Annotated in this window: 14 protein-coding genes; 9 read left to right on the top strand and 5 right to left on the bottom strand. The window is 50.2% G+C overall.

Annotated elements, in window-relative coordinates:
- Positions 1–5 precede the first annotated feature (5 nt).
- From ABGI61_RS10360 to ABGI61_RS10345, 4 genes are all read left to right on the top strand, one after another.
- Positions 6–878 (top strand): CorC family transporter, encoded by an 873-nt coding sequence (locus ABGI61_RS10360; protein ID WP_347600756.1) that lies wholly within the window; start codon positions 6–8, stop codon positions 876–878.
- Between the two features lie 3 nt (positions 879–881).
- Positions 882–2495 carry an apolipoprotein N-acyltransferase gene (gene lnt / locus ABGI61_RS10355; RefSeq protein ID WP_347600754.1) on the top strand — a complete coding sequence of 538 codons (1614 nt, stop codon included), beginning with the start codon at positions 882–884 and terminating at the stop codon, positions 2493–2495.
- Between the two features lie 292 nt (positions 2496–2787).
- Positions 2788–4437, top strand: a complete 1650-nt coding sequence (locus ABGI61_RS10350; protein ID WP_347600752.1) for a S8 family serine peptidase — start codon at positions 2788–2790, stop codon at positions 4435–4437.
- 132 nt (positions 4438–4569) lie between these two features.
- Positions 4570–5145 (top strand): GNAT family N-acetyltransferase, encoded by a 576-nt coding sequence (locus tag ABGI61_RS10345; RefSeq protein WP_347600750.1) that lies wholly within the window; start codon positions 4570–4572, stop codon positions 5143–5145.
- Here ABGI61_RS10345 and ABGI61_RS10340 read toward each other — a convergent pair whose 3' ends face one another.
- Entirely contained in the window at positions 5146–7539 is a 2394-nt protein-coding gene (locus tag ABGI61_RS10340; protein ID WP_347600748.1) for a Lon protease family protein, read from the bottom strand.
- A 146-nt stretch (positions 7540–7685) separates the two neighbouring features.
- On the opposite strand from ABGI61_RS10340, the gene ABGI61_RS10335 reads away from it, so the two are divergent.
- The 4 genes from ABGI61_RS10335 to ABGI61_RS10320 all read left to right on the top strand — a co-directional run bounded on the left by ABGI61_RS10335 (position 7686) and on the right by ABGI61_RS10320 (position 9977).
- Positions 7686–7961 carry a hypothetical protein gene (locus ABGI61_RS10335; protein WP_008223928.1) on the top strand — a complete coding sequence of 92 codons (276 nt, stop codon included), beginning with the start codon at positions 7686–7688 and terminating at the stop codon, positions 7959–7961.
- 81 nt (positions 7962–8042) lie between these two features.
- Positions 8043–8645: an HvfX family Cu-binding RiPP maturation protein gene (locus ABGI61_RS10330; protein WP_347600746.1), complete on the top strand. Its 603-nt coding sequence runs from the start codon at positions 8043–8045 to the stop codon at positions 8643–8645.
- The gene (locus ABGI61_RS10325) at positions 8642–9286 is read left to right on the top strand and encodes a sigma-70 family RNA polymerase sigma factor (RefSeq protein ID WP_347600744.1); all 645 of its coding nucleotides are present in this window, start codon (positions 8642–8644) and stop codon (positions 9284–9286) included. Before ABGI61_RS10330 ends, ABGI61_RS10325 begins: the two co-directional genes overlap by 4 nt.
- Positions 9279–9977, top strand: coding sequence for a DUF3379 family protein (locus ABGI61_RS10320; RefSeq protein ID WP_347600742.1), 699 nt, complete (start codon positions 9279–9281; stop codon positions 9975–9977). The genes ABGI61_RS10325 and ABGI61_RS10320 overlap by 8 nt, the downstream gene beginning before the upstream one ends.
- A gap of 46 nt (positions 9978–10023) precedes the next feature.
- Here the strand turns inward: ABGI61_RS10320 and ABGI61_RS10315 are convergent, their stop codons facing one another.
- The gene (locus tag ABGI61_RS10315; RefSeq protein ID WP_347600740.1) at positions 10024–10806 is read right to left on the bottom strand and encodes a PEP-CTERM sorting domain-containing protein; all 783 of its coding nucleotides are present in this window, start codon (positions 10804–10806) and stop codon (positions 10024–10026) included.
- 354 nt (positions 10807–11160) lie between these two features.
- On the opposite strand from ABGI61_RS10315, the gene ABGI61_RS10310 reads away from it, so the two are divergent.
- Positions 11161–12051 (top strand): choice-of-anchor L domain-containing protein, encoded by an 891-nt coding sequence (locus ABGI61_RS10310; RefSeq protein WP_347600738.1) that lies wholly within the window; start codon positions 11161–11163, stop codon positions 12049–12051.
- Between the two features lie 34 nt (positions 12052–12085).
- On the opposite strand, the gene pnuC is transcribed toward ABGI61_RS10310, so the two are convergent.
- The 3 genes from pnuC to ABGI61_RS10295 all read right to left on the bottom strand — a co-directional run bounded on the left by pnuC (position 12086) and on the right by ABGI61_RS10295 (position 13803).
- Complete coding sequence (gene pnuC / locus ABGI61_RS10305) at positions 12086–12649, bottom strand: nicotinamide riboside transporter PnuC (RefSeq protein WP_347600736.1); 564 nt, start codon at positions 12647–12649, stop codon at positions 12086–12088.
- Between the two features lie 15 nt (positions 12650–12664).
- Entirely contained in the window at positions 12665–13069 is a 405-nt protein-coding gene (locus tag ABGI61_RS10300; RefSeq protein WP_347600734.1) for a DCC1-like thiol-disulfide oxidoreductase family protein, read from the bottom strand.
- A gap of 149 nt (positions 13070–13218) precedes the next feature.
- Positions 13219–13803: a hypothetical protein gene (locus ABGI61_RS10295; protein WP_347600732.1), complete on the bottom strand. Its 585-nt coding sequence runs from the start codon at positions 13801–13803 to the stop codon at positions 13219–13221.
- Positions 13804–13897 lie beyond the last annotated feature (94 nt).

The raw sequence follows: 13897 nt of genomic DNA, 5'->3' as shown, positions 1-13897 counted from the left end.
CACCCATGAGTGACGACAATCCCCACTCTAGTCGCGGTTCTGCCGGTAAATCCTGGCTGGAGCGTATAGCCAGCATGTTCACCGCAGAGCCACAGGATATTTCAGATCTACAGGACATCATCAGCGAGGCGCAAATGCGCAACCTGATTGATACCGACACCAAAAGTATGCTGCAAGGCGTATTGGACGTTTCCAGCATGCGTGCCCGCGACATTATGATCCCCCGCTCGCAAATGGCCACCATCGACATTGACGATGATGTCGCAGCTATGCTGCCGATCCTGCTGGAAAACAATCACAGCCGTTACCCGGTGGTGAACGAAGACAAAGATCATATTGAAGGCATTTTGCTGGTAAAAGACTTACTGCATTATGCATTAACCCCCGATAACACCGACTGGCACCTGCGTGACTTACTGCGCCCGGCAGTGATTATTCCGGAAAGCAAAAGAGTTGATGCGCTGTTAAAAGAATTTCGCCAGAAACGCTACCACATGGCGATAGTGGTCGATGAATACGGCGGTGTGTCTGGCCTGGTCACCATTGAAGATATTCTCGAGCAAATTGTCGGCGAAATTGAAGACGAGCACGACGATGAAGAAGAGCACGATATCAAAAAAATGGCTTCACGCGTGTTTCAGGTCAGTGCCCTTACGCCGCTGGACGAATTTAACGAAACCTTTGGCACCCGCTTCGATGAGGAAGACGCCGATACCATTGGCGGCATAGTGCTACATGCCTTTGGCCATATGCCAGCACGGGGTGAGAGTATCGAGCTTAACGGCCTGACGTTTAAAGTGAGTAAAGCCAATAGCCGCCGTCTGGTACAGTTGCAGGTTATTCGCGCCAAAGAAAACGTTGAAGCAGAAGACGGTTAACCCTTGGCCACAAGTTTAGCACCCTTACTGAGGCGGCTGTTGCCGCTGGCGCTACTGGTAGGCGGTGGCGCGCTCAACACCCTCGCCTTTGCGCCTTACACCCTATGGTGGCTGCCGCTTTTCACTGTCGCCTTGCTGGCTGGCATGCTACACCGGCAAGCCAGCGCAAACACCGCTGCGAGCAGCACCTCTGCCAGCCATGCCTCAGCAGGCCGCGCCGCCATTACAGGCTTTAGCTTTGGCTTAGGCTGGTTTGGCGTGGGCATAAGTTGGGTGCATGTCAGCATTGAGCAGTTTGGCGGCTTACCGCTGGCTGGCAGTCTGGCGCTGATGGCGCTGCTGGTAGGTTATCTTGCATTATTTCCGGCGCTGGCCTGTGGGCTGTACGCAAAACTTAGCACCCATTCGCTGTCAGGCTGGCTAAAACCGTTGTTATTTGCCGCCTGCTGGACGCTGGCAGAATGGCTGCGCAGTGTCTTGCTTACCGGCTTTCCATGGTTGTCGTTGGGTTACAGCCAAACCAGTTACGGTCTTGGCCACTTGGCGCCGTTAATCGGCGAGACCGGTATCAGCTTCTTGTTAGTATTAAGTGCGGCAGCACTGGCGCAATTAGTTATTCGCGGCCCACGCTGGCCACGTTTTGTGCCGACGCTTGGGGCTCTAGCGCTGTTTACAGTTAGCCCCGAGCTTAGCCGCTGGCAGGGCTGGCAGTACAGCGAACAGCAGCTGTCGGTGCTATTGGTGCAGGGTAATATCAAACAGGAATTGCGCTGGGTACCCGAGCAAGAACAGCCAACCATGCTGAAGTACATGGATTTAACCCGGCCGCATTTTCAAACCGATTTAGTGATCTGGCCCGAAGCGGCTATTCCAAGGCTAGAGCCACTGGCGGAAGATTATCTGGATAACTTAAACCGGGCGGCGCTTTACGCCGACACCGCCGTAATCAGCGGTATACTTGATTACAACTTTAAAACCCAGCAAGCCTGGAACAACCTGATTGTGCTGGGTAAACGTTACCCTGATTCCACCGATGGCGATTATTTTTATGGCCATGGTAACCGCTACAGCAAACATCATCTGCTGCCAATTGGCGAATTTGTGCCCTTTGAAAGCTTGCTGCGCCAGCTGGCACCGATTTTTGATTTACCGATGAGCTCATTCAGCCGCGGCAGCTATGTGCAGCCAAACCTGGTTGCTAATGGTTACCACCTACTGCCAGCGATTTGTTTTGAAATTGCCTTTCCTGAGCAAATCGCCGCCAATATGACACCAGACACTCAGCTGCTGCTAACGGTGAGTAACGATGCCTGGTTTGGCGACAGCATAGGGCCACACCAGCACTTACAAATTGCCCAGATGCGCGCCCGTGAGTTCGGCCGGCCGGTGCTTCGGGCCACAAACAATGGCATTACCGCAACCATTAATGCCAGTGGTGAAATAACCGCCCGGGCGCCCCAGTTTAGCCAAACCGTATTGCAGGATACCGTGCAACTCACTTCGGGCCGAACCCCCTATGCCAGCCTTGGTAATTATCCGCTTTTTATTGCCTGCACGCTGATTTTGCTGTTTAGCCTGGTAAGGCGCTGGCAACGCCGCTCAAACGGTAACGCCTAACCGTCAATAAAAGCCCAAGCAGCCTAGCCATACAGCCATCTACCAATCACTCTGATAGCCTTTCAGTTACACTTTATAACAGATATTTATTCAACATATTTCACAAAAATCACATAAAACAGCCATTATCGGGAACTTTCAATTTAGGGTTGCTAAAGCGGTTTTTCTCTGGCAGAAATAAAGCCATTGCTGAATTAAACAGCAAAGCGACAAAGCGCCGACAGAGCGCGACAAATAACAAGTAAAATCAGCAAAAATAACTGATTAAGCAACATCCAGAGGAAGTAAGTTAATGAAATATAATAAATTATCCACCATTGCGACCGCCACTTTGCTGGCGATGGGTTTTACCGCTACTGCAGCAGCATCTGATCGGGTCATCATTCAGGTTGATAACAGCAAAAAAGGCGTAGTAAAAGCGCTGGCTAAACAGTTGGGCGGCGACGTAAAAGTGGATGCTGACGGCTTTATCGCGGCGCAATTTACGGGTAAGACATTAAGCGAAATCAAAGGTCTGTTAAACAACCCTCACATTAAACTGGTAGAAGCAGACGAAATCCGTAAACCCATGGCCATCTATAACGATGATTTGGGCAACCCAATGACTGAGCAGCTGACCCCTTATGCGGTCTATCAGTCGCAAGCGAATCTGGTTAATTTCAATGCCGGCGCTGGCATGAAAGTGTGTGTTATTGACTCAGGCCTCGACCGCTCAAATATTGACTTTGACTGGGGCAACATCACCGGTGATAACGACTCCGGCACCGGCCGCTGGGATGTTGCCGGTGGGCCACACGGCACACACGTTGCGGGCACCGTGGGCGCAGCCGATAACGGCGTAGGTGTGGTCGGTATGGCACCTGGCGTCGCCATGCATATCATCAAAGTATTTAACGCTGAAGGCTGGGGTTACTCATCCGATTTAGCTTACGCGGCGCAAAAATGTACCGCAGCCGGTGCTAACATTATCACCATGAGCTTAGGCGGTGGCGGTGCTAACAGCACAGAGTCAAACGCTTTTGCTACCTTTACTAACAACGGCGGCTTAGTGCTGGCTGCAGCAGGTAACGACGGTAACAGTGTACGCTCTTACCCGGCGGGTTATCCGTCAGTCATGATGATCGGCGCCAACGATGCCAATAACAACATTGCTGATTTCTCGCAGTTCCCAAGCTGTACGTCAGGCTCTGGCCGACGCGCCACCACAGACGAAAAGATCTGTGTTGAAGTGACCGCTGGTGGTGTAGATACGTTATCGACCTATCCGGCCGATGGTGCGACCTCATCATCACTGTATGCTGGCAGCACCGCTTATGCTTCATCAGCAATGGAAAACGCCGGTACTGCCTCTGGTAGCACCTACTTTATGGGCCTGGCGACCAGCGTAAACAGCGCTGCCGCCGGTAAAGTGTGCGTAATTGACCGCGGAACCATTTCATTTCACGACAAAGTGAAAAATTGCGAAAGCTCAGGTGGTATCGGTGCAGTGATCATCAATAACGAAGCCGGTATGTTGTATGGTACTTTAGGCGAAGGCACAGCCAATACCACGTCCATTCCGGCGGTAGGCGCAGCATTGGAAGACCGTTCAGCACTGTTAGCGGCTAGCAGTATGACAGTGGCCATTGAGAGCAGTGACTACGGCTATATGAGCGGCACCTCAATGGCAACGCCAGCGGTAGCCGGTGTCGCAGCGCTGGTGTGGTCTAACTTCCCAAGCTGTACCGGTACTGAAATTCGTAACGCGTTAAAGGCTACGGCTCAGGATGCGGGCGCAGCCGGTAAAGACGTGTACTTCGGCTACGGTATTGTGAAGGCCAAAGCAGCATACGACTACCTGAGCGCCAACGGCTGCGCCGGCGGTGGTGACACCGGTGGCGGCGATACCGGTGGCGGTGACACGGGTGGCAGCTGTAAAGGCGGCCCAAGAAAATGCGGTTAATTGCTTAACTGCTCAAAGCCGGCATTACGCCGGCTTTTTTCTTGCTAAAGCGGCAAATGTTAACAAAACACCTTGAGTCACAGGCTATGTGCGTTACACTAAAACGTGTTTTTTGCTTTACACAGAACGGCTATGACCTTACTGCATAATATCAGCCGCACTTTGCAGCGCCGGCGTAACGCCACCTGGCATGCGCTGGGCTACGACACACAGGTACGCCCGGAAACACCAGCAGACTATACTGCAGTAGAGCAACTTACCTATGACGCTTTTCACCATGACGCTGAAGTTAGGCTTATCAAAACACTGCGCCAGCAGCCGGGCAGTATCAGTTTAGTAGCGGAGCAGCATGGCAAGCTTGTCGGCCATATACTGTTTTCAATCGCCCATTTAGCAGACCATGCGGATATCACGTTAATGGCACTGGCACCGATGGCAGTAACTGATGTATTGCAGCATCAGGGGATAGGCTCGGCGCTGGTACGCGCCGGTTTAGAGTTGTGCCGAGCGCGCGGTACAGCTGCAGTTGTGGTACTGGGACACCCCGGTTATTACCCACGCTTTGGCTTTGCTCCGGCCAGCCGCTTTAGCATAAGCTGCCCGTGGCAGGTACCGGATGAGACCTTTATGCTACTTGCGATGAAACCCGCTTTACTTAAAGGCAAAAGCGGCCAGGTGCTTTATCATCCGGCTTTCGCTGAGCTTTAGTTAGTCGTCATCCATAGCGCCATTTACCAGCTCGGCAATTTCAGCCAGCCGCACTACGGCGCGGCCATTGACGGATTTCTTTGGATATTGACCACGGCTGTTTTTCTCGCCAACCTCAACACCTGTCAGCAGATGTAGCGCCTCATCGACGGTTTTCACCACATAAATATGGAACTTATGCTGCTTTACTGCCGCTATCACTTCATCATTCAGCACCAGGTTTAACTGATTACTGGCTGGAATAATCACGCCCTGCTCGCCGCTTAAGCCCCGGCTTTGGCATAAGCGGAAATAGCCCTCGATTTTTTCGTTCACCCCGCCAATCGACTGCACCTGACCATGCTGGTTAATCGAGCCGGTAACCGCCAGGCTTTGTTTAATCGGGATATCGGTAATGGCAGATATGAGCGCGCACACTTCCGCCAGCGATGCACTGTCACCGTCAATATGGCCATAGCTTTGCTCCATGGCAATATTGGCCGATAGGGTGAGCGGGAAATTGCGCGCATATTTGGCGCCCAGATAACCGGTTAACAGCAGTACCCCTTTAGAGTGGATGGCTTTACCCAATTCCACTTCGCGCTCAATGTCTATCACGCCACTGGAGCCGGCAAACACCGTGGCACTAATGCGCGCCGGCGTACCAAAGGCGGTATCACCTATCTCCAACACGGTTAAGCCGTTAACTTTACCCACCGCCAAACCGTCGGTATCAATTAAAATCTGCCCTTCCTGAATATCTTCTAAGAAAGCTTCACTTATACGCCCGGTGCGGTACTGCTTGCCTTTTAAGGCCTGTTGCACATGCTCTGCCGTTAAGCTGTTGCTGTGCTGCTGGCCGGCGTAATAACAGGCTTCGCGCACCAGCTCTAATACATCGGCAAAGCGGGCCGATAATTTGCGCTGGTGCTCAGCCTGGCGAAAGCTGAAGCTAAGCAACTGGCGAAACCCGCTGGCGGTCAGCTCGTCGATATTTAACAGCTGCATTTGTTCGCGAATTTGCATCGCCATATAGCTTAGGGTCTGGGCGTTATACGGCAGATAATGCTCAAAGTCGGCCAACACACGAAACAGCTCGTTAAATTCATCATCCACGTCCTGAATAAGGTAATACAGGTCGCGTGAGCCAAGCAGTACCACCTTTACATTTAGCGGTATCGCCTTGGGCGTAATAATGGTCGAGTTAGTCACCGCATGGTCTGATAGGGTATCAATGAGTAACTCACCGGATTTTAGCGCCAGTTTTAACGCATCCCACAGCTGTGGCTGGGTTAGCAGACGGTCGGCATCTAAGATTAAGTAGCCGCCGTTGGCACGGTGCAGCGCACCGGGGCGGATCATGCGGTAGTTGGTATACAGCGAGCCACTGCTGGAGTTGTACTCAACACGGCCAAACAGGTTGCCGTAGCTGGGGCTGGGCTCAAAAATAATCGGCGCACCCGACATACTTTCATGATGCACCAACACGTTAGGCACAAACTCTTCGACAAAAATTTCGCGGTTATCGCTCTCTTCCTGCTTTTCGCTTTCCGACTCATCCGGCATCAGTTCCAGCACGGCTTTTACCAGATGGCTGCGCATCTCTCGCACATATCGCAGCACACCCAGTTCAGCTGCATAGTCGTGCTCCAGCTGTTTTAGCAGCGGTTTTATCGCCTGCTCTATGGTGTCTTTACGCAGCGCGCGCAGGTTTTCCGATAACTCGCGCTTCCACTGCGGCAACTCTAGTAGCTGTTCATTTAAAATGGTTTCCAGCTCGCCCACCAGGCCGTAAAAGTACTGCCGCTGCTCTTCGGTTAACTTACTAAACTCCTGATCATCAAGCGGTTTGCCGTCAATGATCGGTGAAAAGCTGACCGCGCCGTTTTCTTCATACAACACGACGTTTTTTTCCAGCGCTTTTTTCTCTACCAATTCCAGCGCCAGTTCGTATTTATCATCAAAGGCACGGGCAATGGCTTTTTTCTTGCGCTGATAACCCGGGTTATCAAAGGCTGCCGGGAAGGTGTCGAGCAACTCGTCAATTAAGGCTTCAATCTTCTTAACCAGTACCTTGCCTTCACCCGGCAACAGCCGCAGCGTGTTGGGTACACGCTCGTCATCAAAATTGTTTAAATAGCACCATTCATCTGGCGTGGCTTTTTCACTGGCGGCTTGCTGTAATATATCCTGCACCAGCGTAAAACGGCCTAGCGCCGGCTCCCCCATTACATACAGGTTGTAACCGGGCATATCCATACCGATAGCAAACGCCAGCGCCGCCTTGGCTCTGTCCTGCCCGATAAAGGCCGGCACCAGTGTGTTAGCGTCCAGCGCTTGTTTAATCAGTTTAGCGTCCAGCTGAGGCCCAAGTTGGGGTAGCGTAAGTGCCAGCGGATGTGGGTGATGAGTCATGCATTACCTAGTAAAACCTGCAATTATTGCCGCTATACTAGCAAAAACCAGCGCCGCTGTGCTGGTCAATTTCGCTGTTTGATTAAAGAATTCCCCCACCCCGTCGATACAGTAAGTATCAAGGCAAACAGTACACGGGGCCAATCATGAACGAGACATACCGCTTACAGAAAATTCGCAACCTGGGCGTACGGCTACAAGAGCTTGAGCTGGTGTCATTAACGCCTGGCAAATCTTACACCAGTGCAGCACTAAACTTCCTGTTTGCCGATCATGAGCTGGAGCGCCCTTGTGGTTTACCACTGGAACACACGTTAAAAACACTGGGCGAGGCTATTATGGCTAAACGCAAAGTACGCTTTTCCAGCCTGGACGCGGATGCAGTCATCGACTTTTTCTGCCGGCTATATCGCGTTCACTAACCGCAACTATTTACGCACAGCGCTGAAAGATAACCATCATACCGCCGTTCTTATGTTCTGTTGTTTTAACGGAGCATTAAGATGCCGGCGGTTTTTTCTTTTTATCAAACTATGGTCAATCGCAGCCAGGCGCTAGCCGGATTAGCACCTTTACTTCTGCGCCTATATCTGGCCCCCGTGTTACTGCAAGCGGGCTTTAACAAGCTTGAGCACTTTGACGACACGGTAGCCTGGTTTGGCAATACCGAATGGGGGCTGGGTTTACCCCTGCCAATGCTGTTAACCATATTGGCAATAACCGCAGAAACGCTGGGGGCAGTGTTGTTGCTAATGGGTTTATTCACCCGGCTGGCTAGCATACCCCTTATGGTGACCATGCTGGTGGCCATTTTTGCTGTGCATTGGCCTAACGGCTGGCTAGCGATTGCCGACAGCAGCAGTTGGCTGGCAAACGAGCGGGTAATAGAATCTACTGAGCAACTTCAGGCCGCGAAACACCTGTTGCAGCAACATGGTAATTACGCCTGGCTCACCCGCAATGGTAGTTTTGTGATTTTAAACAACGGTATTGAATTTGCTGCCACCTATTTTGTTATGTTGGTTAGCCTGTTTTTTACCGGTGGTGGCCGCTACACCAGCCTGGATTATTATGTTAAGCAGCGCGTCTATGGCGGAGCATCATGATGGGTAGCCTGCATTTTTTGCCAGGCAGGGCAAATAAAGCTAGTCTGAACACCACTAACGTACAGAGTAAAACGGCGCCAATGCCCGACCACACCACTCAGAACCAGCCAAGCGCTGCCGTGTTTACGCTTGGCGACAATAAAGCCAAACGCTACGAATTGCTGGTTAAGCACTACCATGCCGATCTGTATCGCTACGGTTACTGGTTATGTAAAGATGCGGACATTGCCCAGGATCTGGTGCAGGAAACCTTTTTACGCGCCTGGAGAAGCCTGGACAGCCTGCTGGACGCAAATGCCGCTAAAGCATGGCTTATTACTATCTTACGCCGGGAAAACGCCCGCCGCTTTGAGCGTAAGCAATTTGATTACGACGACGGCGCCGAGCAGGATAGTCTGGCCGATACGGTGCAAAGCAGTGCCGAGCAACAATACGACAACCAGATTGTGCGCCAGCATTTGGCGGCGTTACCCGAAGAGTACCGCGAACCCTTGGTGCTGCAAGCATTAGGCGGCTTTAGCAGTGACGAGATCGCCAGCCTGCTTCAACTGAATGTCAATACCGTGAACACCCGTTTATTTCGCGCCCGTAAATTAATGCGGGCCAGCCTGGATGTATCAGGAGAGCGTCACCATGACTAATACCGAATTACGCCGTTTATTACTGGCCGACCCTTATAGTCAGCACCCGGCGCTACAACAGGCGCTTGCGAAAGATGCTGATTTGCGTCAATTTGCCCAACAACTGCAGCAGCAACAACACGCCTTAGAAGATGCGCTGCAAATACCGGTACCGCCTATGCTGGCCGAGCAGCTAATGCAAATTCCAAAGCAACAAAAACGCCGTTGGCGCTGGTTAACACCGCTGGCCTTAGCGGCAAGTGTCGCCCTGATTTCAGTATTGGGGCTTAATGGGTATCACCATGGTTACACCAGCGATATCGGCAGCCATGCATTAGCCCATGTTTACCATGAACACGATTATTTACTGTCTCATGCCCAGGCGCAGCCGCTTGAAGAGGTAAACCTGAAACTGGCTGACTTTGGTGCCAACTTACAAGAGTGGCAGGACGAGATTATTTACGCCCGCTATTGTACCTTTCAGGGTGTGCGTTCGCTGCATCTGGCGGTGAAGACAGCCAGCGGCTACGCCACTATTTTTGTTATACCCAAAGACACAGATCTGAAAGCCTCACCACACTTTACCGATCAGCACTATCAGGGGCTGACACTGGCAATGCTCAATGCCAATGTGGTGGTAGTAAGTGACAACCCTGCTGATCTGCAACAACTGCCTGCCAAGTTACAACGTAAACTGGTGTTTTCAGCGTAAAAAAACGGCCCTGCCGGGCCGTTTTATCGCAAAACCATGCGTTTTATCAGGCGCGGCTTTTACGCAGACGCAGCGCAGCTAAACCCGCAGCAAACAACAGCACACTGGCCGGTGCTGGTACATCACTTGGGTCAACCTGAGCACCGACATAACTGATCAGATTTTTCGTCAGTTGTTGTGAATTTGGCACGTCAAATTGATTCATCATAAAATTCACGTCCAGGATAGTGGTCAGCGCGCCAGCCATAGCATTGGTTAAACTACCAACACCAAACGCCACACCGGCGCCCATAGAGCCATCGGCGCGAGAGGTGATCCACTCGCCGTTGCCGTGGTTGGTGTAACAACCCGAGGCAGCATAATTTACCTGACTTACCGTATTAGGACCGGTAAAGGGTTCATGCACCATTTGCACACCGTCGTAACAACCTGAAAAGCCCAGAGCGCCACCGCCCAGCAGATTAATTAACGATAAAATCGAGTTATTACGACTCATAAAATTATCGTTTTCACCCATTAAGAACAGGCCGCCACCGTTACCTAAATAATCCAGATAGATATTTTGCGCCGCGGCGTCTAGCGCTGCCGCGTTAAAAAAGCGTACATCCCATACCTGAGCATAACCTGAGAGATCAGCCAGCAAATTATTGCTGATAGTAACGGTGTTGCCCACTGCTTCATGTAGCGCTTGCAGATTGGCGGTTAATGCACTGGTGGTACCCACTTCTGTGGTTTGATCAGCGCCGTTAATAATTAAAATAGGACCGGCAGTCGCCGCAGCTGAACACATCAAGCCGGCGGCACAAAACAACGACTTCAACAACTTCATACTTCACTCCGTGAAAAATCAACTGGTTACCATCTTTTTTGGCAGAGAGGCTTAAGCAAGAACCACGCCTACATAAAATACCTATAATAATCAACAATATAAAATAAACCCGTTACAGATAACGTCTGTTGATGCAAAAAAAGCTGACAGCAACCACAACATTGACTAAAGTTTAAACAAATTAATTAAATTACGTCATATTTTTTTACATTACCCCTCAACACAGTAAATCAAATGAACATATTTCTATATTTTTCAAGTCGTTACAAATCACAGTCTTAAGGCATATTATTTGCTAGCAGCCGCAGGCTTTAATGCCTTTTATAACAATCAGCAATAATATGGAGATAATTAATGAAACTTAGGAATTTAGCGGCGGCACTGAGCTTTGCTGCCATACTGCCGGCACAAGCTGCAGTAATTGGTCTGGATGTCATGACATCAGTCAACAATGCTGCCAGCGAAATGACCAATGCACTGGTGGGTGCGGGCATTTCAGTATTTGATGGCAGCCAGGTCTTTCAGGGCGTGTTAAACGATGCCGCCAGTGCGCAATCCGCCATCTATCAAAGCGCGCTGTTTAGTAACGGTGTACATTCGGTTGGTATCGATGATGGTATCTTCTTAAGCACCGGTACCGCAAATTTGTCAAACAGCAACACATCGTCCAGCCTGGGTTTTAGCACAGGCACCGGCAGCGATGCCGACTTGTCAGCCCTATTAGCCGCCAATGGCGCGCCCAGCACCACCACCAACGATGTTAACTTTTTGGAATTTCAGTTCTCGGTAGCCGCTGGTTTTAATGCCATTAGCCTGGATTTTATCTTTGGCTCTGAAGAGTTTCCTGATCAAGCGGTAACTGACGTGCTGGGTATTTTTGTTGACGGTATTAACTATGCGTTTTTCCCGGACAGCAGCCTGGTGTCTTTTGTAACAGGCGTCAATGCCGGCAACTTTAATGACAACTCACAGGGCGATTATGACCTGGAGTACGATGGTTTTAGCAACCTGTTAAACCTGGTCGGCTTGCTGGATACATCGTTAACCACCCACACCATAAAAATTGCTATTGCTGATACGTCAGACAGCATTTATGACAGTGGTGTCTGGTTATCGAACATGCGGGCTGTGGTTGCAAACACCGGTGGGGTAAACAACCCGCCTAACCCGGTTTCAGCCCCGGGCACGCTGGCGTTGCTGGGTCTGGGCTTGTTTGCTGCCATGCGCCGCAAAAGCAAGCGTTAATAGTACAAAGTAATAACGAAGACAGCGGCGGCCGTTATTGCGCCGCTGTTTTTAGTAAACGCCGCCACTGATACCAGCCATACCAAGCGTTAAACCAAAAACCAGCATACACAATGGCAGTTAACTGCAGCTCACGCGATAAGTACAGCGGCACCGCCAGGGTGTTTACAATAAGCCAGAACCACCAGGTTTTCAGTTTGCGGTTCATCAGTAAAAACTGCGCAATAATACTGAACATTAAAATAGCCGAGTCAACAAAGGGCGCATAAGCATCGGTTAAACGGTGCAGCATAAAGCCGTATAACACTGTGACCACCAGCGCCAGCGCGGCATAGGCCAACAAGCGTGTTAAGGCGGTATCGGTTATCTGTTTTACCCCACTCGCCCTGCCCCACTGGTACCAGCCAATGGCGTTGGTGGCGATAAAAAACAGCATCAGCAGCACTTCGGCATACAGTTTTACCTGATAAAACAGTAGCGAAAATAAGGCACAGCCAATGATGCCAAGCCACCAGGTGTGAATACTGTTACGCGCCGCTAAAAACACCGCCAACAAGTAAAAGCCATTGGCGGCATATTCCAGATACAGTTGGTTCATGCGAGTGTCCTGCAGTTAAAAGCGCTCATTGCCGTCAATACCAAGGTTATTAATTTTGCGTTTGCGCAGTAACTTTAACAGCATATTGCGACAAGCGCGCAGCACAGGGTACAGCCAGTTGGCTACCTTGCGTGACTTAAACAGGTGGTAATTTAACCGGTTAAACAGCCCACTGCGGCTACTGAGCAGCGACAGCATATAAATGGCATCACTGCCGTAATACAGCTTACCGCCCATTTTCAGCACCATGCCCTGGTCAATATCCAGCCCCTGCGCCGTTAATTCGCGCAGTATGGCGCTGTCTTCGCGGGCATTAATAAGCGTGAGCTCACCGACACTCTGGCGAATGCGTACCAACTGGCAATAGGCGTTACACGCCGGGCAGTCTTTGTCGTAAATAAGTAATATCGGCTCAGGCATGGATTTTACACCTTGGTTTGGTAGCACAGAGCCAACAATGTTTGCAAAGTGGCATGGTTACTGTTGTTCAGTCACTGTTATAAAGAAAGCTTAACTACTCCGCGCTGTACCCTCTAAATCCTCAGCGTTGTTGACGACTCCTTAGGCTACTAAAGCTCTTTAAACTTTATATTACTAAAAAATTCTTCTGCGTTTTTATTTAGCTCTGGGTACTCTTTACCTTGAAAATGACGAAGAGAATATTCTGTATGCACACCAACAGACTTTTTAAAAGGGTGTATGCAGTTATACCCGATATACTCTATCTGCATTACCGCTGACTTATTGCCATCGATTTTGGCATTATTATCTTGAGAAATTGTTCTGTGCTTTACACACGTTGCACCGTTTAGACTTGCTAACTCCTCGGTGTTTTCTTTAAGTTCGAACCTGCCAATATCGGGTGATGATGCTCTTTGTTTAATTACATGTGAAAGAAATTCTTCATCTGACAGGAATTCGGGGAGTTGATAGAGCGACATATTTATAACGCCACTGCCGTTATCAGTCACTTTAGTTCCAAGGGCAACTTGATAGCCAGTTGAAGTAATCACAGACCAACTGCCATTTTTTGGTGATAACGATGTAACACCATAAATACTAACAGGCGTGCTTGAATTCAACTTGGCAGAAGTTGCTGCTGCGCATGAACTCACAAACAACAACGAAGTAATAATAATTGCTAGTTTAAACACCAAACTCTCCTTGTAGCCTGTTCTTACCCATAAAAAGTAGACACTCGGTTATGCGCATTTGCGCTCAAACTCAGCCGGGCTGACATAGCCAATC

This window comes from Rheinheimera fenheensis (genome assembly GCF_039871805.1).
GTDB lineage: Bacteria > Pseudomonadota > Gammaproteobacteria > Enterobacterales > Alteromonadaceae > Alishewanella > Alishewanella fenheensis.
This window is presented reverse-complemented; position numbering and strand designations above follow the sequence as displayed.